Source organism: Pseudomonas sp. Nvir (genome assembly GCF_963778085.1).
GTDB lineage: Bacteria > Pseudomonadota > Gammaproteobacteria > Pseudomonadales > Pseudomonadaceae > Aquipseudomonas > Aquipseudomonas juntendi.
Genome location: NZ_OY970405.1, coordinates 1,943,337 through 1,964,289 on the forward strand (window position 1 = coordinate 1,943,337; position 20,953 = coordinate 1,964,289).

The following is a 20,953-nucleotide window of genomic DNA, read 5'->3' on the forward strand; positions in this document are numbered from 1 at the left end:
GTGCCGGCGCAGCTCGGGAAGGGGGCTGCGGGGCGTCATTTTTACGCCAACCATTAGAAAAAATCATCACAGCAAGGGGATTACAATGGGTTCCGTAGTACGGCAAGGGCGACGCAAGGCGTCTGCACTGCAAAAGAGCATGCTTTGCCTGTCGGTATCGGCGGTGCTGCTGGCCTTGGGGAACGCGGCCTACGCCAAAGAGGTGAAGGTCGATATTCCGAAACAGCCACTGGGCAGCGCCCTGCGCGCGTTCGGCGAGCAGACCGGCCTGCAGATCCTGTTCTCGCCCGAGATGATCGGCGATGCGCAATCGTCGCGCGTGTCTGGCAACATGGAATCGGAAACCGCCCTGCACATGCTGCTCGACGGCACCGGCTACAACTTCCAGATCGAGAACGGCGCGGTGATCCTGCTGCCGGCCACCAGCAGCACCAACGGCATCACCCTGCAGTCCACGGCCATCACCAGCCAGGGCATGGGCGAAATGACCGAGAACAGTGGCTCGTACACCACCGGTGCGGTAAGCGTCGGTTCCAAGACGCCGACCAGCCTGCGCGACACGCCACAGTCGGTGTCGGTGCTGTCCAGCCAGCTGATCGAAGACCGCAGTATCACCAGCCTGCAGGACGCGCTGAAAATGGCCCCGGGCGTCACGGTGCAGAAAACCACCAGCGACACCTACGAGTTCTACTCGCGCGGCTTTAACATCGACAGCATCCAGATCGACGGTGCCGCGCCCATGGCGTTGTCGTCGGTGGCCACCAGCTTCTATTCGCGCCGCCTGTACAACCTGGCTGAATTCGACCATGTCGAGGTGCTGCGCGGTTCGGGCGCACTGTTCGGCGGCGTCGGCGACCCGGGTGGCGTCATCAACCTGGTGCGCAAGCGCCCGCTGTCGGACTTCCAGCTCAAGCTCGAGGCCGCCGCCGGTTCGTGGGACAACTACCGCACCCAGGTCGACCTGACCGGCCCGCTGACCGACAGCGGCAACGTGCGTGGCCGGCTGGTCACGGCCTACAACGACCGCCAGTACTTCACCGACAAACTGGCCACGCAGAAGCCCACGGTCTACGGGGTGTTCGAGGTCGACCTCGGCCCGCAGACCATCTTCACCCTGGGCGGCATGTACGAAAGCACCCACTCCAACTCGTCGCTGGGCTTGCCGCGCTACACCACCGGTGCCGACATCGGCCTGGCGCGGCACACCAACCTGGGGCAGAACTGGTCCTACATGGACAATATCTCCCAGGAAATTTTCACCAAGATCGACCACTACTTCGACAACGACTGGAAGCTGAACGTCTCGTACACCAATACCCGTGACGCCGGCAAGGCGCTGGCGGCGGTGTCGGGCAACGCGGTCAACCCGGTGACCCTGGCGGGGCCAGTCTGGCGGGCCAGCTACAACGTTTATTCCACCAGCCAGGACCTGGTCGACACCAACCTGTCCGGCAGCTTCGACGCCTTTGGCCGTGAGCACCAGTTCGTGCTGGGCGCCGACTACCAGCGCGTCACCAGCCGCTGGCAGGGCTCGGGGGTGTTTACCGGCACCGGCGTGCCGATCGACGTGTTCGACCCAGGCTACTGGAAGCCGACCACCACCTCGCTGGTGACCCCGCGCGACTACAGCCCCAACACCCAGGAGCAGTACGGCCTGTACGGGCGCCTGACCCTGCAGGTGAGCGACCCGCTCAAGGTCATCCTCGGTGGGCGCGCGGCCCGTTACCACTTCCAGCAGGTCTACACCAACGCAGGCGTGGTGCAGAGCGACATCGACATGCGCGAACCGACGCGCTTCGTGCCGTACTTCGGCGCCATCTATGACCTCGACGATCAATGGTCGCTGTACGGCAGCTACTCGAAGATCTACAAGCCGCAGCAGAGCTACCTGCGCGGGCCGTTGGGCAGCAACGATGTGCTCGAGCCGCTCGAGGGCAAGACCACCGAGCTGGGCATCAAGGGCGAGCTGTTCGACGGCCGCCTGAATACCAGCCTGGCGGTGTTCTACACCAAGCGCAAGAACGGCGCGGTGCAAGACACCAACTACCCGCAGGCGTCGGTGCTGTATGGCGGCAGCTGCTGCTACGTGAACCAGGGCGAGGTCGTCAGCAAGGGCATCGAGCTGGAAGCGACGGGCGAGATCCTCCCGGATTGGAACCTGATGGCCAGCTACGTGTACAACTACAACAAGAACGAAACCGACAGCACGGCCTTGAGCACCATCACGCCCAAGCATCAGTTCAAGGTGTGGACCACCTACCAGCTACCTGACGCGTTCAAGGACTGGACCGTCGGCGGTGGCGTCGATGTCCAGAGCGCCACTTACGTCAGCGGTACCACCGTACGCGTGGACGGCAATGGCAATGTGGTCGAGTCGAACATTCCGTTCGATTACAAGCAAAGCGGCTACGCCGTCTGGAATGCCCTGGTGCGCTACCGCGTGGATGACCACTGGACGGTGTCGCTCAACGCCAACAACCTGTTCGACAAGACCTACTATCAGACGGTCTCCAGTGCGGCGAACGGCAACTTCTACGGCGACCCTCGCAACTACATGCTGACCCTGCGCGGCGAGTTCTAAGCCCGCCAGCACCTGCCGACAGGCACCTGAAACCGGCCGATCCCTGCCCAGGGACCGGCCGGTTTCGTTTCGCCGGGCAGGCCGCCAGGGCGCCCGCTGCGGGCCGCCCAGCCGTGTAAATTTCGCCGCAAGCCTTTCGTCAACTGAGGACGACGCACTTCCCGCACCCTTCGACACGAGGCCGACACTGATGTCTTCCACCCCCTTGACCGACGATGACCTGCTGGCGCTGTTGATGGCTGACGACAGCGACGATCCCGGCGTCATTTGCCCCATGGGGCGGCCATTCACGTGTCAGGCTTCGTTCGCCCAGCAGCGTCTGTGGGTGCTGCAGCAACTGGACCCGAGCAGTTCTGCCTACCACCTGGCGCGCGCGCTGCACCTTGTCGGCCCCTTGCAAGTGGCGGTGCTGGAGGCGGCGCTTCAGCAGGTGGTGGCACGCCACGAGATCCTGCGCACCGGCTTCGAAGCGGTCGATGGCCAGCCCATGCAAGTGGTGGACAACGCGACGCGCCCGTTGCTGCAGGTCGAACGCCTGGCCGCGGCGGACGGTGCCGAGCGCCGGCAGCTGCTGGCCGCGCGCCTGCAAGCGCTGACCCTGCAACCGTTCGACCTGGGGCAGGCGCCGCTGCTGCGTTGCGTGCTGTTCGAGCTTGGCCCGCAGGAGCATGTGCTGTTCCTGAACATGCACCACATCGTCTCCGACGCCTGGTCCAACCCGATCCTGCTGCGTGACCTGACCCTGGCCTACACCCAGGCCCTGCAAGGCGACACCACGCCCTTGCCGGCCTTGCCGGTGCAATATGCGGACTACGCCCACTGGCAACGCCACGTATACCCCGGCACAGTGGAATACGAGCGGGCCCAGGCCTACTGGAAAGACTACCTGGCAGGGGACATCGCCCCACTGAGCTTGCCGGTCGATCACGCGCCCCATGCCGCGCAGTCTGGCATTGCGGCGCTGCACAGGGTCAGCGTGCCCCCGGCGCTGATGGCCCGCCTGCACGCCCAGTGCGAGCGCATGGGGCTGACGCCGTTCGCCTTCGTGCTGGGCGCCTGGCAGCTGCTGCTGGCGCGCTACAGTGGCCAGGCCGATTTCTGCGTCGGCGTGCCCAATGCTGCGCGCAACCGCGCACAGATCCAGGACCTGGTCGGTTACTTCGTCAACGCCCAGCTGTATCGCGTGCAGGTTGACGGCGCGACCACGGGGCAGGCGTTCCTGCAGGGTATCCGGCGTCATTCCCTGGCGTTGCTGGAGCACGCCGACTGGCCGATCGAGCTGCTTGAGCAGCAGGGGCAGGCTGGCGCCACGTTCGAGACCTTGTTCAACTGGCGGGTGGATGGCGACCGGCCGGCAGCGCTGCGCCTGGGGGAGGTGGCCGTCGATTTCCTCGCGACCGGCCCGCAGCAGGCCAAGTTCGCCCTGTCGCTGGATGTCGACTACGCCCCCGAGGCCATGAGCGCGGTGGTGGAGTACGACGCAGGTCAGTTCACCGGCGCAACCATCGAGCGCCTTGGGCGGCATTGGCTGCACCTGCTGGCAGGGCTGGCCGAGGCACCCCAGCGGCCCCTCGCGGAGCTCGCGCTGCTGGCGGCCGACGAGCAGCGTCGGGTCATCGCCCAGTGGAATCCGGCGCTCACCGAGTACCCGGCCGCGCCATGCCTGCATGTGGCCATCGAGGCGCAAGCGGCCAGGGTGCCGCAGGCTATCGCCGTGGTGGCGGGCGAGCAGCGGGTGACCTATGACGAGCTCAACCGACGGGCCAACCGCCTGGCGCACCTGCTGCGGGCAGCGGGTGTAGGGCCTGACGTGCGGGTGGGGGTCGCGTTGGAGCGGGGCGTGGACATGGTGGTCGGCCTGCTGGCGATCCTGAAGGCAGGTGGCGCCTACGTGCCAATGGACCCCGAGTACCCGGCCGAGCGGCTGGCCTACATGCTGGCCGACAGTGCCATCGCTTTGCTGGTGACCCACAGCCAGTCGCGTGGCCAGTTGCCCGAGGTCGAAGGCGTGAGCTGCATCGAGCTCGACCAGCCGGCGCTGCTGAACGATTACCCTGACAGCAACCCTGCCAATACCACCGACCCCGACAATCTGGCGTACGTCATCTACACCTCGGGCTCCACCGGCAAGCCCAAGGGCACCTTGCTGGCGCACCGCAACGTGGCCCGGCTGTTCCAGGCGACCCAGGCGGATTTCCGGTTTGACGAGCACGATGTGTGGAGCGTGTTCCACTCCTACGCCTTCGACTTCTCCGTGTGGGAGCTGTTCGGTGCCTTGCTGCATGGCGCCACCGCGGTGATCGTGGCGCGGGAGGTGGCGCGCTCGGCCGCGGACTTCCATGCCTTGCTGGTGCGCGAACGGGTGACCGTGCTCAACCAGACACCGTCGGCGTTCGGCCAGCTGATCCCGGTCGCCTGCGCGGCGGCCAATGCCAACCAGGCCCTGGCGCTGCGCTACGTGGTGTTCGGCGGCGAGGCCCTGGACGTCGCCAGCCTCAAGCCCTGGTTCGAGCGTTTTGGCGACCGCCAGCCACAACTGATCAACATGTACGGCATCACCGAGACCACGGTGCATGTCACCTATCGCCCGCTGAGCCGCGCCGACCTGGCGTTGCAAGGCGCAAGCCCGATCGGCACGGTCATCGAGGACCTCTCCTGGTACTTGCTGGACCGCGACTTCAACCTGGTCGCACCGGGGGGCCAGGGGGAACTGCATGTCGGCCGTGCCGGCTTGGCCCGTGGTTACCATGGGCGCCCGGGGCTGACGGCCGAGCGCTTCGTGCCCGACCCCTTCGATGACAGCCCCGCGGGTGGTGGGCGCCTGTACCGTACGGGCGATCTTGCCGGTTATCGCACCGATGGCATTATCGACTACCGGGGCCGCATCGATCACCAGGTGAAGATTCGCGGTTTTCGCATCGAGCTGGGCGAGATCGAAGCCCGGCTGCAAGATCATCACGCCATCGCCAAGGCGGTGGTGCTCGACCGGGACGGGCCGGGTGGCAAGCAACTGGTCGCCTACCTGCTGATCGGCGACCAGCACGCGGTCAGCGCTGCGCAACAGGACACCCTGCGCAACCAGCTGCGCGACTACCTGCGCGGGCTGCTGCCGGAGCACATGGTGCCTGCGCACCTGATGTTCCTGCAGGCGCTGCCCCTGACCGTCAATGGCAAGCTGGACCGCAAGGCACTGCCCCAACCAGAGGCCAGCTTCGGGGCCGGCTACGTGGCGCCCGAGGGTGACCATGAGCAACAGATCGCCAGGCTCTGGGCTCAGGTGCTGAAGCTCGAGCGTGTGGGGCGACACGACAATTTCTTCGAGCTGGGTGGGCATTCGCTGCTGGCGACCCAGGTGATCTCGCGCCTGCGCCAGGCCCTGGGCCTCGACCTGCCGTTGCGCGCCTTGTTCGAGACGCCGGTGCTGGCCGATTTCGCGGCGCTGGCCGGGCAGGGCAGTGACGACGGTGCGCCGCCCATCGTAGCCGTGGACCGCAGCCAGCCGCTGAGCCTATCCTACGCCCAGCATCGCCAGTGGTTCCTGTGGCAACTGGACCCCGACAGCAGTGCCTACAACATCCCCGCGGCGCTGCGCCTGCGCGGGCAACTGAACGTCAGCGCCCTGGGCCGCAGTTTCGAGGCGCTGACGCTGCGTCACGAAACCTTGCGCACCACCTTCCGGGTCGAGGATGGCCAGGCGGTGCAGGTGATTCATCCGCACCAGGCGTTCTGCCTCCAGGCCGAGCCCGTCACCGCGCCTGCCGGCGATGCGCTGCAAGCCTGGCTCCAGGGCCTGATCGAAGCGGAAACACAGCGCCCCTTCGACCTGGCGCAAGGCCCGCTGCTGCGCGTGAAACTGCTGCGCCTGGCCGATGACGACCACGTGCTGGTCCTCACCCTGCACCACATCGTCACCGATGGCTGGTCGATGCCGATCCTGGTGGAAGAGCTCGAACAGCACTATGCCGGCCTGTGCAGCGGCCAGCCCGTGGCCTTGCCGGCGCTGGCGGTACAGTACGCCGACTACGCGGCCTGGCAGCGCCAGTGGATGCAGGCGGGTGAGCAGCAACGCCAGCTGGCCTACTGGCAGCAACAGCTGGGCGGCGACCAGCCGGTGCTGGAACTGCCCACCGACCGCCCGCGCCCGGCGGTGCAGAGCCTGGCCGGGGCCAACCACGACATCGTCCTCGACGACGGGCTGGCCGTGGCGCTCAAGCAATTGGCCAAGCAGCACAATGCAACCCTGTTCATGGTCCTGCTGGCCAGCTTCCAGGCGCTGCTGCACCGTTATACCGGGCAGCGCGACATTCGCGTCGGCGTGCCGATCGCCAACCGTAACCGGGCGCAGATCGAGCGGCTGATCGGCTTCTTCGTCAACACCCAGGTGCTGCGCGCGGATTGTGATCCGCAGCTGTCGTTCAAGGCGCTGCTGGGGCAGGTCAGGGATACCGCCCTGGCGGCGCAGGCCCATCAGGACCTGCCGTTCGAGCAACTGGTGGATGCCCTGCAGCCGGAACGCAGCCTCAGCCACAGCCCGTTGTTCCAGGTGATGCTCAACCACCAGACCCAGGTGCGTGGCGAGACCCGCGAACTGCCGGGCCTGAGCTTGCAGCGACTGTCCTGGGAGCGCCACAGCGCGCAGTTCGACCTGACCTTGAACACCTTAGAGCACGCCGATGGCCTGGGCGCTTCGCTGAGCTACGCCACTGCGCTGTTCGACCGGCAGACGGTGCAGGCCCTGGCCGACAACTGGCGGGTGCTGCTGCATGGCATCGTCGAGCAACCTGAAGCGCGCATCGCCGACTTGCCGCTGCTCGATGCCTACAGCCGCCAGCAGGTGATCCAGGCCTGGAACCCGGCACCGGTTCAGCACCCGGTCGAGCTGTGCGTGCACCAGGCCATCGAGGCCCAAGCTGCGCGTGCGCCGCAGGCCGTGGCCGTGACCTGCGAAGGTCGGCACCTGACCTACCGGCAACTTAACCAGCGCGCCAACCGCCTGGCGCGCCGGCTGCGCCACCTTGGCGTTGGCGCCGACGTGCGCGTGGGCCTGGCCATGGCCCGCAGCCTGGACATGGTGGTCGGGCTACTGGGGATCCTCAAGGCCGGGGGCGCCTATGTGCCGCTGGACCCGGAATACCCGCAGGACCGCCTGGCCTACATGATCGAGGACAGTGGCATCACCCTGTTGCTGACCCAGCCCGAATTGCTGGCGCAATTGCCCCTGGCCCCCGGTGTGCAGAGCCTGGTGCTGGAGCAGGACGAGCCGGCACCGGGCGATGACCAGCCTGACCTTGGCAACCAGACCTCGCCGCAGAACCTGGCGTATGTGATCTATACCTCGGGCTCCACTGGCAGGCCCAAGGGTACGCTACTGCCGCATGCCAACGTGATGCGCCTGTTCCAGGCCACCCAGGACTGGTTCGGCTTCACTGCCGAGGACGTCTGGAGCGTCTTCCACTCCTACGCCTTCGACTTCTCCGTGTGGGAAGTGTTTGGCGCGCTGCTGCATGGCGCCCGGGCGGTCATCGTCCCGCGCGACGTGGCCCGCTCGCCGGAAGACTTCCACGCCCTGCTGGTGCGCGAACAGGTCACCGTGCTCAACCAGACGCCCTCGGCGTTCAAGGAGCTGGTGTCCATCGCCTGCCAGCCGAACCAGGACCCGGCGGCCCTGGCCTTGCGCTATGTGGTGTTCGGCGGCGAGGCGCTGAACGTCGCCAGCCTCAGGCCCTGGTTCGAGCGTTTTGGCGACCAGCGCCCGCAGTTGGTCAACATGTACGGCATCACCGAGACCACGGTGCACGTCAGCTACCGCCCGCTGTGCCTGGCCGATGTGCACCGCGAAGGGCTCAGCCCCATCGGCGAGGTCATCCCCGACCTGTCCTGGTACCTGCTGGACGCCAACCTGGAGCTGGCTGTGGCCGGCAGCCAGGGCGAGCTGCACATTGGGCAGGCAGGGCTCGCGCGTGGCTACCACCAGCGCCCGGCGCTGACGGCCGAACGCTTCATCCCCGACCCGTTCGACACCAGCCCCCAGGGCGGTGGCCGGCTGTACCGCACCGGCGACCTGGCACGCTACCGGGCCGAGGGCAGCATCGACTACGTGGGCCGTATCGACCACCAAGTGAAGATCCGCGGTTTCCGCATCGAGCTGGGTGAAATCGAAGCACGCCTGCAGGCTCACCCTCGGGTCGCGGAGGCGGTGGTGCTGGACGTCGACGGCGCTGTCGGCAAGCAGCTGGTGGCCTACCTGATCGCCGATCAGGCGCAGGCGCTGGACCTGGCTGCGCAGCATGCCTTGCGCGGCGAATTGCGTGACTATCTGTTGGCGAGCCTGCCGGACCACATGGTCCCGGCGCACCAGGTGTTCCTGGCCGCCTGGCCACTCACCGCCAACGGCAAGCTCGACCGCAAGGCACTGCCGGCACCCGATGCCAACCAGGTGCGGCAAACCTTCGTCGCCCCTGAAACGCCCCTGCAACAGCAGATCGCGGCGATCTGGGCCGATGTGCTGAAACTGGACCAGGTCGGCCTGGCAGACAACTTCTTCGAACTGGGCGGCGACTCGATCATCTCGATCCAGGTGGTCAGCCGGGCGCGTCAGGCCGGTATCCGCATCACCCCCAAGCAGTTGTTCCAGCACCAGACCGTGCAGGGGCTGGCCGCCGTGGCCACCCAGGGCGCAGCGGGCGACGTGCAGATCGACCAGGGCCCGGTCACGGGCCAGGCCGTGCTGCTGCCGATTCACCACTACTTCTTCGATGAGCCGATTCCCGCGCGACATCACTGGAACCAGGCGTTGCTGTTGCGCCCGGTCGAGGCGCTGGACGGGCAATTGCTGGAACAGGCGCTGCTGGCCCTGATCGCCCACCACGATGCCCTGCGCCTGAGCTTCGCCCAGGCCGATGACGGCCGTTGGGCGGGCCGGTATCGGGAGGTTGCGCAGCAGCCTTCGTGCTTCTGGCACGAGGCCGTGGCCGATGTTCCGGCCCTGGAGGCCGTGTGCGAGCGCGCCCAGCGCAGCCTTGACCTGGCCCAGGGGCCGTTGCTGCGCGCAGTATTCGCCACCTTGCCCGACGGCGACCAACGGCTGTTGCTGGCGATTCACCACTTGGCGGTAGACGGGGTGTCCTGGCGCATCCTCCTGGAAGACCTGCAGAACGCCTATGGCCAATTGCGCGCAGGGCAGCCAGTCAGCCTGCCGGCCAAAACCAGCTCCACCCGTGCCTGGGCCGAAAGCCTGCGCGGTTACGCCCAGGGCAGCGGCCGCGAGCAGTTGCCGTACTGGCAGGCCCTGTTGACCGATGTGCAGGCCGACCTGCCGTGCGACAACCCGTCAGGCTCGCTGCAAGGGGTACACCAGGCAGTTGCCCATACCCGCCTGGGCGCCGAAGACACCAGTGCCCTGTTGCAACACGCGCCGGCGGCCTATCGCACCCAGGTCAACGACCTGCTGCTGACCGCCCTGGCCCGGGTGATAGCACGCTGGACCGAGCAGGAGCACGTGCTGGTGCAGTTGGAGGGGCATGGCCGCGAAGACCTGTTCGACAATGTCGACCTGACCCGTACCGTGGGTTGGTTCACCAGCCTGTTCCCGGTCAAGCTCAGCCCGGCGCCGTCGCTGGCGCAGTCGCTCAAGCGCATCAAGGAACAGCTGCGGGCAATCCCCGACAAGGGGGTCGGCTTTGGTGCGTTGCGCTACCTGGCCGATCAGCCGGCCCGTGAGGCGCTGGCCGCCTTGCCGGTGCCGCGCATCACGTTCAACTACCTGGGGCAGTTCGACGGCAGCTTCGCCGAAGCCTCCGGCGCCGGGCTGCTGACGCCGGCGGTGGAAAGCAGCGGTGCCAGCCTGAGCGAAGCAGCCCCGCTGGGTAACTGGCTGTCGATCAATGGCCGGGTCTACGGTGGCGAGCTGAGCTTGGGCTGGAGCTTCAGCCGCGAGATGTTCAAGCCGGCGTCGGTGCAGCGCCTGGCGGATGAATACGCCGCCGAGCTCAAGGCCCTGATCGCCCATTGCGTCAGCGGCGAGGCGGCGGGTATCACGCCATCGGACGTGCCGCTGTCGGGCCTCGACCAGGCGCAACTGGACAACCTGCCGGTCCCGGCCGCGCACATCGAGGACATCTACCCGCTGTCGCCCATGCAGCAAGGCATGCTGTTCCACGCCAGCGAAGACGACCAGGCGGACCTGTACATCAACCAGACCAGCGTGCCTGTCACCGGGCTTGAGGCCGAGCGCTTCGTCGCCGCCTGGCAACAGGTGGTCGCCCATCACCCGATACTGCGCACCAGCTTCCACCAAGGCGCGTCGCTGGCGGAGCCGGTGCAACTGGTGCAGCGCCAGGCGCAGCTGGACATCCGCCTGCTGGACTGGTCGACCAGGGCGGTGAGCGAGGATGACCTGGCGCAGCAGGTGCTGGAGGATCGGCGTCGCGGCTTCGACCTGGCCCAGGCGCCGCTGATGCGCCTGACCTTGATCCGCCTGGCGGATCGCCACCACCTGATCTGGACCAGCCACCACCTGCTGATGGACGGTTGGAGCGCCTCGCGGCTGATCGCCGACGTGCTGGCCAGTTACGCCGGCCACGCCCCCGAGCCCCAGGCCTGCCGCTACCGCGACTATATCGACTGGTTGCAGCGCCAGGACTTGCAGGCCGCCCAGCGCTTCTGGGAGGAAAAACTGGACGGCGAGGGTGCCGCGACCTTGCTCGCCAGCGTTCTGCCACAGCCAGAAACGCCGCTGCCCGGGCATGCCGCGCTGTACCTGAAGTGGGACCAGGCACGCACCCAGGGCCTGCAAGACTTCGCCCAACGCCAGCGGGTCACCCCCAACACCCTGATCCAGGCTGTGTGGCTTTTGCTGTTGCAGCGCTACACCGGGCAGGCGCGGGTGTGCTTCGGTGCAACCGTTGCAGGCCGGCCCGCCGACGTGGCCGGTGCCGACAAGCTGCTGGGCCTGTTCATCAACACCATCCCGGTCATCCAGCGCCCGCTCGCCACCCAGCCGGTGGCGCAGTGGTTGCAGGCGCTGCAGACCTACAACCTGGAGGCCCGTGACTTCGAGCACACCTCGCTGGCCGATATCCAGCGCTGGAGCGGCCGCAGCGGCCTGCCGCTGTTCGACAGCATCGTGGTGTTCGAGAACTACCCGATCGACGACCGCCTGCAGCAAGGCGTGGGTGGCCCCCTGAGCTTCGGCGAGGTGCAGTCGCGGGATGTGACCAACTACGCCATGGACCTGGCGGTGAACCTGGGCAACACTTTGAGCATCGAGTTCCTCTACCTGCGCAGCCGCTTCAGCGAGCCGGTGGTGGCGAACATCGTCGCCTCCTTCGAAACCCTGCTTGACGCCATCCTGGCCAACCCCGAGGCCTGCCTGGGCAACCTGCCCATGTGCGCCGCGGCAACGCCAGACGTTGCGCCCGCGACGCCGCAGCGCACGTCGGTCGCCGAGCTGATCGCGGCCCAGGCCCAGCGCCGGGGCGATGCCATCGCTGTGGTGTGTGGCGGGCAGCAGCTGAGCTTCGATGCCCTGGAGCGCCGTGCCAACCAGCTGGCGCAGGTGCTGGTGGCCCGGGGCATCGGGCCTGAGAGCCGGGTGGGCGTGGCCCTGGAACGGTCGGTGCAGAGCATCGTGGCGTTCTATGCCGTGCTCAAGGCCGGTGCGGCCTACGTGCCGCTGGACATCGACTACCCCCGCGAGCGCCTGGAATGGATCATTCAGGATTCGGGCATGGCCCTGCTCCTGAGCCACTCTGCGCTGTTGCCAAGCCTGCCGGTGACGCCCGGCTCCGAGTGCCTGGCGCTGGACGAACTGGACCTGGCGGCGCAGCCTGCCCGCGCGCTGCAAGTACCGGTGCAGGCGCACAACCTGGCCTACATGATCTACACCTCGGGCTCCACCGGCCAGCCCAAGGGCGTGGCGGTGAGCCATGGCCCGTTGAGCATGCACTGCCAGGCGATCATCGCCCGTTACGGCATGGACCGCGACACCCGCGAGCTGCTGTTCATGTCGTTCGCCTTCGACGGTGCCCAGGAGCGTTGGCTGTCGACGCTGCTGGCCGGTGGGCGGCTGGTGATGCGTGACAACCAGCTGTGGACCGCCGAGCAGACCCTGCGCACCCTGCGCGAGCAGGCGATCAGCATTGCCTGCTTCCCGCCGGCCTACCTGCAGCAACTGGCCGAGCAGGCCGCCCTGGAAACGGTGGCGCCACCTGCGGTACACACCTACTGCTTCGGCGGCGACGCGGTGGCCCAGGCCACCTTCGAGCAAGTCAAGGCCAGCTTGCAGCCGCGTTACCTGACCAACGGCTATGGCCCAACCGAAACCGTGGTAACGCCGCTGCTGTGGAAGGTCGCTGGCGATCAGCCTTGCGGCGGCCCTATCGCGCCGATCGGCGAAGCCGTGGGCGCCCGTGAGCTGTATGTGCTGGACGATCAGCTGAACCTGCTGCCAGATGGCGTGGCCGGTGAGCTGTACATCGGTGGCGAGGGCCTGGCCCGCGGTTATCACCAACGCCCCGGGCTTACCGCCGAGCGCTTCGTGGCCAGCCCGTTCCAGGCCGGCGGGCGACTGTACCGCAGTGGTGACTTGGTGCGCCGACGCGCCGATGGGATATACGATTACCTGGGCCGCCTGGACCAACAGGTGAAGATCCGCGGTTTCCGTATCGAGCTTGGCGAAATCGAGGCGCGCCTGCGCGATTGCGAAAGCGTGCGCGATGCGGTGGTGAGCGTGCAAGGGGAGGGTTCCGACAAGCGCCTGGTCGGCTACGTGACCAGCACCGCCGCCAGCCCGGACATCGGCGAGGCGCTGCGCGAGCAGCTGCGTGCGGTACTGCCCGACTACATGGTGCCCGCCCGCATCCTGCTGCTGGATGCCCTGCCGCTCAACCCGAACGGCAAGGTCGACCGCAAGGCGCTGCCTGATCCGGACTGCAGTGAACCTGAAGCGCTATATGTGGCACCGCGCAACCTGTTCGAGGAGCAGCTGGCGCAGATCTGGGCCGATGTGCTGGGCGTCGAACGGGTGGGGGTGACGGACAACTTCTTCGAACGCGGCGGCGACTCGCTGCGCAGCCTCAAGGTGATCTCGCGGGTGCGCAGCCTGCAGCGCGAAGGGTTCGAGCTCAAGCTGCGCGACCTGATGAGCCGGCCGACGATTGCCGAGCTGTCCGGTTACAGCGAGCCGGCGGCGGGTGAACTCGACCCGCTGCTGTTGCTCAACGACCCGGTGAGCGACGTGCCACCGCTGTTCTGCCTGCATGCAGGCTACGGCACGGTGTTCGACTACGAACCCCTGGCCCGCCACCTGAAGGGCGAGTGCAGTGTCTACGGCGTGCAGTGCCGCATGCTGCTGGACCCGGACTGGCAGGACGAATCTTTGGCGAGCATGGCCATCGACTATGCCCAGTACATTCGTCAGAAGCAGCCCGACGGCCCGTACCGTTTGCTCGGTTGGTCGCTGGGTGGGGTACTGGCGGTGCTGGTGGCGGCCGAGCTGCGCCAGCAAGGGCAGGTTGTCGAGCACGTCTCGCTGGTGGACAGCTTCATCCCGCTGGAACCTGCACAGCAGGCGTCAGCCGAGGCCTTCGACTGGCGCGAGGAACTGGCCGGCTTCTGCCAGGTGATGAACGTCGCCCAGCCAGCGGGTTCGCTGCCCTCGAACTTCGAGGCGACAGCCTTGCCTTCGTTGCCACAGCTCACCGCCTACTTCGCCAGCGGCATTGTCAGCGACACCGGCTTCGATGCCGAGGACCTGGCCCAGGGGTTCATTGTCGGGTTGCGCCTGCGCGACTTGTCATTGCAGGCCCTGGCCTTGCCGAAACTGGCTGGCCCGGTGAGTTTCTGGTGGGCGCAGGCCGTGCCTGGCGCGGCGCAGGCCGGCTTCGAACGGCACGTGGCGGTCGAGGTGGCCCGGTTTGCCCTGGACAGTGACCATTACGGCATCCTCAGGCACCCGAGCTTGCTGGCGGGGCTGGGCGGCGCACTGGCGCGCAAGGTGTCCGCCTGACCGAGGCGCGCACAGGGCAGCTGCCCCCGGGCGCTGCCCTGGCTGCGCGGGCCCATTGATCCGACTGTGCCCCCACCCGGCGTCGCTGCGTGGGGGTTTTGTTTTTCACCGCTATGAAGTTCTTTTCAAGGAGAACCAAGATGTCGCTGCATCCCGATCTGGAAGCGTTTCTGGAACTGGTGGAGTTCGGCAGGGCTACCGGTAAAAGCCTGCCCATGCATGAGCAGAGCGTCGAACAGGCGCGCGCGGAATTCGAGCTGAGCGCCCTGTTGCTGGACCCGGCCCCGCCGCAGGATATCGCGGTCACCGCGCTGCACATTCCCGCGCGCGACGGCGCGCGGCTGTCAGCCCGGCTCTACCGCGCACCGGCCTGCAAGGCCCAGGGCCCGGTGATGCTGTACTTCCATGGTGGCGGTTACGTGGTCGGCAGCCTCGACTCCCACGACGTGGTCTGCCGTCGCCTGGCGCAAGCTACGGGGCATGCCGTGCTGGCCCCGGCCTACCGCCTGGCCCCTGAGCATCGCTTTCCGGTGGCGCTGGACGATGCCCTCGACAGCGCCTGCTGGCTGGCGGCCAATGCAGCGTCGCTGGGCCTGGACGCGGCGCGCCTGGTTGTGGCGGGGGACAGCGCCGGCGCCACCCTGGCTACCTTGCTGGCACATACCGCGGCCACGCAAGGCCCTGACGCCGGTTTCGCCCTGGCGGCGCAGATGCTGTTCTACCCGGTCTGCGATGCCTCGGTGACTTATGAATCAAGCCGTGCCTATGCCGAGGGGTACCTGCTGGAGCACCAGACGATGGGCTGGTTCTACCAGCACTACCTGGGCGAAGCGGGCAGGCGTGACGACTGGCGGGTGTCGCCGTTGCTGGCCGACCATGGGCGGCCATTGGCCCCCGCTTACGTCAGCGTGGCGCAGTACGACCCGTTGCGCGATGAAGGGCTGGCCTATGCCGAGTTTCTAAAGCGTGGCGGCACGCCGGTGACGTTGCGGCTGGAGGAAGGGTTGACCCACGACTTCCTGCGGATGTCCGGGGTCCTCAATGGCGGGGTGGAGGGGCTGTACCAGGCTGCCGCCGACTGGTTGCGGCAGCAGGCCTGAAGCGTGACCGCCGGCAGCGCAGGGCTGCCGGCGGTGCGTTGGTTCACTCAGGCAACGTTCAGCTCGCAGAGCACCTGGCCGGCTTGCATGCGCACCAGCTGGTCGGCGACATCGAAGTATCGGTCGTCGTGGCTGATGACGATGATGGTCTTGCCCAGCTTCTTGAGCTCCGGCAGCAGCTCGGTGTAGAACACCCGGCGGAACGTCGGGTCCTGGTCTGCGGCCCATTCATCGAACACCAGCACCGGGCGCTCCTCCAGCCAGGCATTGATCAGCGCCAGGCGCTTGCGTTGCCCGGTGGACAGGTCGGTGGTGCTGAACACGCCGTCGCGCACGCTCACCTTGTGCGCGATCTCCAGGCGCTTGAGGTAGGTCTGGGCGCTGTCGGGGACCTGCTGTGGGCCCATGGCCGGGTCTTCGAACAGGTAGTAGTCGGCGAAGATGGTGGTGAACAGCTGACGGTAGTCGTCGCGGTGCTGCGCGTCGATGGCCTGGCCGTCGACGCGGATCTCCCCTTGCTGCGGCGCATACAGCCCCAGCAGCAGCTTGATCAGGGTGGTCTTGCCGCAGCCGTTCTCACCGACGATAAAGACGATGTCGCCCTGTTTGATTTCCAGGTTCACCGGGCCCAGGGCGAACGGTGCGCTGCCTTCAACCGGTGGGAATGCGTAGCGCACGTCGCGCAGTTCCAGGGTGGCGAGGCCGGTCATCTGGCTCTTGCGGTCCTGCAGCAGCAGGTGCGGCTCGGGCGAGGAAAACTGCTCGGACAGCTCGGCGATGCGGCGGAAGGCGATCTGTGCCCGGCTGACGATCGGCAGGGTGCCGACCAGGTGCTCCAGCGGGCCCTTCATGTACAACAGCACCAGCACGAAGCCACTCATCACCGAGGCGTCCGCGGCCGGCCACAGCGACTGCAGCACCAGCGCCACGCCGATCACCGCGAAGAACAGCATGGAGCCGAAGCTCTTGGCCACGACGAAGGTGTTGATCGAGCGGATCTGGGTGTCGCGGATGCGGTCGGCGGTGCCCTGGATGTGGCTGCTGAACATGCGCTGGCGGCGTGGCCGGTGGATGCGCAGCTCCTTGGCGCCGGCGGCGATGGCGTGGTAGTGCTTCTGCAGCTCGTCCTCGGCATCGCGCGCGGCCAGGAAGCCTTTCATGCCTTTGGCCCGGGCCAGATACTGGGCGCCTGTGCCCAGGGCGATGGCCACCAGCATCAGCAGGAACATCGGCCATGACAGCAAGGCGAGGTAGCCCAGGCAGCCCAGGGTAACGGTCATGGATATGGCCAGGGGGGCGAAGGCGAAGGCGAAGTCGCTGATGGTGTCCACGTCATGGGTCAGTACCGGTATCAGGCGGTGACTGCGGTAACGCTCGATCTGCTCGATGGGCGCAGACAGCACCTTCTCGCCCAGTTCCTTGCGCAGCGAGGCGATGATCGACTGGCCGACGCGGTTGGTGCCAAGGTCGGAGAAGATCGAGCTGGCCAGCGCTACCAGGCACAGCCCGGCAAATAGCCACACCACCCCCTGGCCCAGGCCGCCCTGGGCATGCAGCGCGCGGTTGATGGTCGCCAGCAGGACGGTGATGCTCAAGCCACCGACCACGCCCAGCAGCACGGAACCCAGTACGGTGTATTTGAACGGGCGCAGCAGGGTGAACAACTCCCGTAGCGCGCTTTTAGGTTGCGGTGACATGGTGTACTCCTTGTGACGCATCAAACGCTGGTTAGCGTGCATAAGTGCCGGATCAGGCGTCAGGCCGCGGTCATGACCTGCTCGAAGGCCGCCAGAAACGCCTGCATCTGCTGCGGTGTACCCACGGTCACGCGCATCCAGTCGGGCCATGCCTGGAACACTCGCCCGACCCGGACCTTGCGCCGGGCCAGGGCTTCGATGACCGGTTGCGCAGGGCGCCCGAGCTGCACCATGAAGCAGTTCGCCTGGGCGTCCGTGCAGCGGTAGCCGGCGGCGCGCAGGTGCTCGGTGGTGCTGTGCAGGATCTGCTGGTTGGTGCGTTTGCGTTCGCTGACCAGGTCGGCCTGCTCCAGGCTGGCGATGCCGCCCAGGGAGGCTGCCAGGGAAATGAAATTGCGCCCGTTGAAGCGCTGCAGCGCGGTCAGCACGGCAGGCCTGGCGATGGCCAGGCCTAGGCGTGCGCCGGCCATGCCATACAGCTTTGAGAAGGTGCGCAGGACCATCACGTCGTCGTGCTGCACGGCCAGGTCCAGGCAGGGCGGCGCATCGCTGAAGTGGATATAGGCCTCGTCGATGATTGCCAGGCAGCCGGCGGGCTTGTGCGTGACCACCTGCTCGATGTCGGCGCGTGGGGTCAGGGTGCCCGTGGGGTTGTTGGGGTTGCACAGGTAGATCACGCCGGCATTGCGGTCGGCGGCCAGCATGGCGCGTGCATCGTGGGCGTGGCGGGCATCGAGGGGCACCTCGTGCACGGCGGCGCCGACGCTGCTGGCGCCGGCCGCCACCGAGTCGTAGGTCGGCGCGGCGGTGACCACGCTGCGCGGGCCTGCGTATTGGGCCAGCGCGTATTGCAGGGGGGGGCGCGAGCCGCAGAACACCGCCACGTGATCCTCGGGGATGCCGTTCTGCCGGGCGAACAGTTCGATCAGGCGGACCTGTTGTTCGTAATAGTAACGCCCGCTCTGGCGGCCGCCCTGTTCCAGGGCCTTGACCGCCAAAGGGCCCGGGCCGTACGGGCTTTCGTTGTAGTCCAGGCGCACGATGTCGTCGCCAAAGACCGGGTCCGGCACGGGGCCGGCAGGCAGTTGCGCGGCCCAGGCAGGCAAGGCGGGGGCGGCACTGGCCAGCGCAGCGGTGGTGACGAAGCGTCGTCGGCTCAAAGCACTCATGGGGTTGCTCCTCGGGTCAGTCCTGGTGGTCAACGTCCAGGTCGCGGGCTACGCGAAAGCCCAGCCAGTCACCGCGCACCTGGGGTTCGCGTTCGTTGCGGTTGCCGGAGCGCGAGAAGATCGCCGGCTCGCTGTAGTCGTTGCCGCGGATCTGCCGATGCCCGCAGTTGCCGCCGGTGGTCCAGGCGCTGCCATCGGTGGGTGCGCCGACATAGTCGGTGTGCCAGCAGTCTTCCAGCCATTCGTAGACGTTGCCGTGCATGTCGTACATGCCGAAGGCGTTGGGCGGGAAGCTGCCGACCGGCGAGGTGAACGAGAAACCGTCGGCCGGGCCGTAGACGTTGGCGTGCTTGCTGATGGTGTACTCGCCTTCCTTGTCGAACGGGAAAGGGAACGAGCCCGTGGAGCCGGCACGGGCGGCGTATTCGCGTTCTGCTTCGCTGAGCATGCGGTAGGGCTTGCCGGTGGTCTTGGCCAGCCAGGCGATGTAGTCGCGGGCCTCGAACCAGGTCATGCACACGGCCGGTTGGCGCGGGCCCTGGGCATAGCGGGGCTTGCCGTTCTGGCACAGGCGGCCGGGGCGCAGGTCACCATCGGGCAGCACGGTCTTGGTGGCCTTGGCATAGGCTTGCCACTGCGCGGCGGTGATGGTGAAGCGGCTGACCGCGAAGGGGCGGGCGAAGGTCACCGTGTGCAGGGGATTTTCGTCGTCCTGCTTGCCGACTTCGTCATCGGGGGTACCCATGACGAAGCTGCCGGCGGGCAGCACGACCATTTCCGGGCAGTGCTTCTTGCAGTCGGTGAAGACTTTGCCGGGTTCGGTCGGGTCGGCGGCCAGCGCATGCGCCGACAGCGAAAGGCATCCTAGGGCGAGCAGCAGGTCAAGGCGTTTCATGGGTGTCCTTGTAGTTGAGTGACAGGCGTGTTGGCCGGCTTGGCGGCCCTCTGGACGGTGTCCCACACACGCAGGAAGTTGCCGCCCCAGAGCTTGGCGATGTCTTCGTCGGAATAGCCGCGCTGGATCAGCTCGGCGGTGACGTTGCGGCTTTCGCCGACGTTGTGGTAACCGATCACGCCGCCGCCGTCGTTGAAGTCCGAGCTGATGCCGACGTGGTCGATGCCGATCTTCTTCACCGCGTAGTCGATGGAATCGACGTACTCGGCCAGGGTGGCCTCGGGTTCCTGGCCGAGGATGTCGTAGAAGGGGGTGAGGAATTCGCCGAACTTCTTCTCTGGCCAGATCGAGAACACCGGGTCCGTGGTGGTGCCCATCTGCGTCTGGTTCTGCACGTCGGGCAGACCGTAGCGTTCGCGCAGGGCGTTCATCCGGGCGATGGTTTCGCGCGAGAACGGCTTGAGGTACTTGGAGTAGGCGACGATGTTGACCAGGCCGCCGGTGGCCTTGATGTGGGCCAGGTCGGCGTCGCTGAGGTTGCGGCGGATGTCCATCATGCCCTGCACACCCGTGTGCGAGGCGATCACCGGGGCGTGGCTGAGCTGGGTGACCTGGGTCAGGGCCTGGCTGGACATCTGCGACACGTCGATCACCACGCCCAGGTCGTTGAGCTTGGCCACGGCGCGGCGGCCCAACGGTGACAGGCCGCCTAGCGGGTCGGTCGAATCGCCCAGGAAGGGCAGCGGGCGTGCCGAGTCCACCCAGCTGTTGTTGCCCACGTAGCCGGGGCCGAACACCCGCACGCCGCGCGCGGCCCACAGGTCGAGCTTGTCGACGTCGTCGCCCAGCGGGGCGGCGTTGAGCATGCTGATGACGATGGCGAACTTGCCCTCGTCGGCCAGGCGGCGGAAGTCTGCCGGGGTGTAGGCGATGCCGGCCTGGTTGGGGAAGTCGCGGGCGATGCCGGTGATGATCTTGTAGCGCACCTCCAGCTCGTTGGCCATGGCGGCCTGGAAGCCGGCAGTGGGGCGGTGCGGCCAGTTCGGCCCGCTCCAGAACTCGGGCCAGGACCAGATGGCGATCGAGGCGCCGCGCAGGCGTGCCTTGCCGGCCTTGACCAGGTCGAACTGGGTTGGGCCGTCGCGGTTGGCCTCACGGCCATCGGTGCCATAGTTCAGGGGAACGTCCAGGTGCCCGTCCAGCGCCAGGATGCGTTCCTGCAGGGCGTTGGCGCGCTGCACGATGGCGCGGCTGTAGGGGTGTGCCGGCAGGTACACCCAGTACCACCAGGCGCCGCTGCCCGCAGCGGCCAGCAGCAGGACCAGGGCCAGCAGCCACGGCCACTTGCGCGAGAAAAGGAGGTGTTTCGTCATTGCCATTTCGACCCGCCTGGACGACGGCCCCATGCCGTTCGAACTTGTTGGGTGATACGAGTCGATGGCGGAAGAATTTACCAAACGCCTAAATCGCCTTTGTGACCATTCGTTTTCGCTGGAGTAGTCAC

Annotated in this window: 7 protein-coding genes; 3 read left to right on the top strand and 4 right to left on the bottom strand. The window is 67.0% G+C overall.

Going from position 1 to position 20,953, the window contains the following annotated elements:
* Positions 1-85 precede the first annotated feature (85 nt).
* The 3 genes from AACG97_RS09310 to AACG97_RS09320 all read left to right on the top strand — a co-directional run bounded on the left by AACG97_RS09310 (position 86) and on the right by AACG97_RS09320 (position 15,688).
* Positions 86-2,581 (top strand): TonB-dependent siderophore receptor, encoded by a 2,496-nt coding sequence (locus AACG97_RS09310; RefSeq protein WP_225785730.1) that lies wholly within the window; start codon positions 86-88, stop codon positions 2,579-2,581.
* Positions 2,582-2,771: 190 nt separating this feature from the next.
* On the top strand, positions 2,772-14,588 hold the full coding sequence (locus tag AACG97_RS09315; protein WP_232555019.1) for a non-ribosomal peptide synthetase: 11,817 nt from the start codon (positions 2,772-2,774) through the stop codon (positions 14,586-14,588).
* Positions 14,589-14,728: 140 nt separating this feature from the next.
* On the top strand, positions 14,729-15,688 hold the full coding sequence (locus AACG97_RS09320) for an alpha/beta hydrolase (RefSeq protein WP_125854488.1): 960 nt from the start codon (positions 14,729-14,731) through the stop codon (positions 15,686-15,688).
* A gap of 47 nt (positions 15,689-15,735) precedes the next feature.
* Here AACG97_RS09320 and AACG97_RS09325 read toward each other — a convergent pair whose 3' ends face one another.
* From AACG97_RS09325 to AACG97_RS09340, 4 genes are read right to left on the bottom strand one after another with little or no spacing between them, the layout of a single operon-like run.
* Positions 15,736-17,385: a cyclic peptide export ABC transporter gene (locus tag AACG97_RS09325; protein ID WP_029886517.1), complete on the bottom strand. Its 1,650-nt coding sequence runs from the start codon at positions 17,383-17,385 to the stop codon at positions 15,736-15,738.
* Positions 17,386-17,444: 59 nt separating this feature from the next.
* On the bottom strand, positions 17,445-18,554 hold the full coding sequence (ptaA, locus tag AACG97_RS09330; RefSeq protein ID WP_197885453.1) for a pyoverdine biosynthesis transaminase PtaA: 1,110 nt from the start codon (positions 18,552-18,554) through the stop codon (positions 17,445-17,447).
* Positions 18,555-18,570: 16 nt separating this feature from the next.
* Positions 18,571-19,449: a dihydropyoverdine dehydrogenase gene (gene pvdO / locus AACG97_RS09335; protein WP_115293687.1), complete on the bottom strand. Its 879-nt coding sequence runs from the start codon at positions 19,447-19,449 to the stop codon at positions 18,571-18,573.
* Positions 19,446-20,822 carry a dipeptidase gene (locus AACG97_RS09340; RefSeq protein WP_181880552.1) on the bottom strand — a complete coding sequence of 459 codons (1,377 nt, stop codon included), beginning with the start codon at positions 20,820-20,822 and terminating at the stop codon, positions 19,446-19,448. The genes pvdO and AACG97_RS09340 overlap by 4 nt, the downstream gene beginning before the upstream one ends.
* Positions 20,823-20,953: the final 131 nt, after the last annotated feature.

Coding starts and splice junctions, on each gene's coding strand:
- AACG97_RS09310 (WP_225785730.1), top strand. CDS start 86: ATGGGTTCCGTAGTACGGCAAGGGCGACGCAAGGCGTCTGCACTGCAA.
- pvdO (WP_115293687.1), bottom strand. CDS start 19,449: ATGAAACGCCTTGACCTGCTGCTCGCCCTAGGATGCCTTTCGCTGTCG.
- AACG97_RS09320 (WP_125854488.1), top strand. CDS start 14,729: ATGTCGCTGCATCCCGATCTGGAAGCGTTTCTGGAACTGGTGGAGTTC.
- AACG97_RS09340 (WP_181880552.1), bottom strand. CDS start 20,822: ATGACGAAACACCTCCTTTTCTCGCGCAAGTGGCCGTGGCTGCTGGCC.
- AACG97_RS09325 (WP_029886517.1), bottom strand. CDS start 17,385: ATGTCACCGCAACCTAAAAGCGCGCTACGGGAGTTGTTCACCCTGCTG.
- ptaA (WP_197885453.1), bottom strand. CDS start 18,554: ATGAGTGCTTTGAGCCGACGACGCTTCGTCACCACCGCTGCGCTGGCC.
- AACG97_RS09315 (WP_232555019.1), top strand. CDS start 2,772: ATGTCTTCCACCCCCTTGACCGACGATGACCTGCTGGCGCTGTTGATG.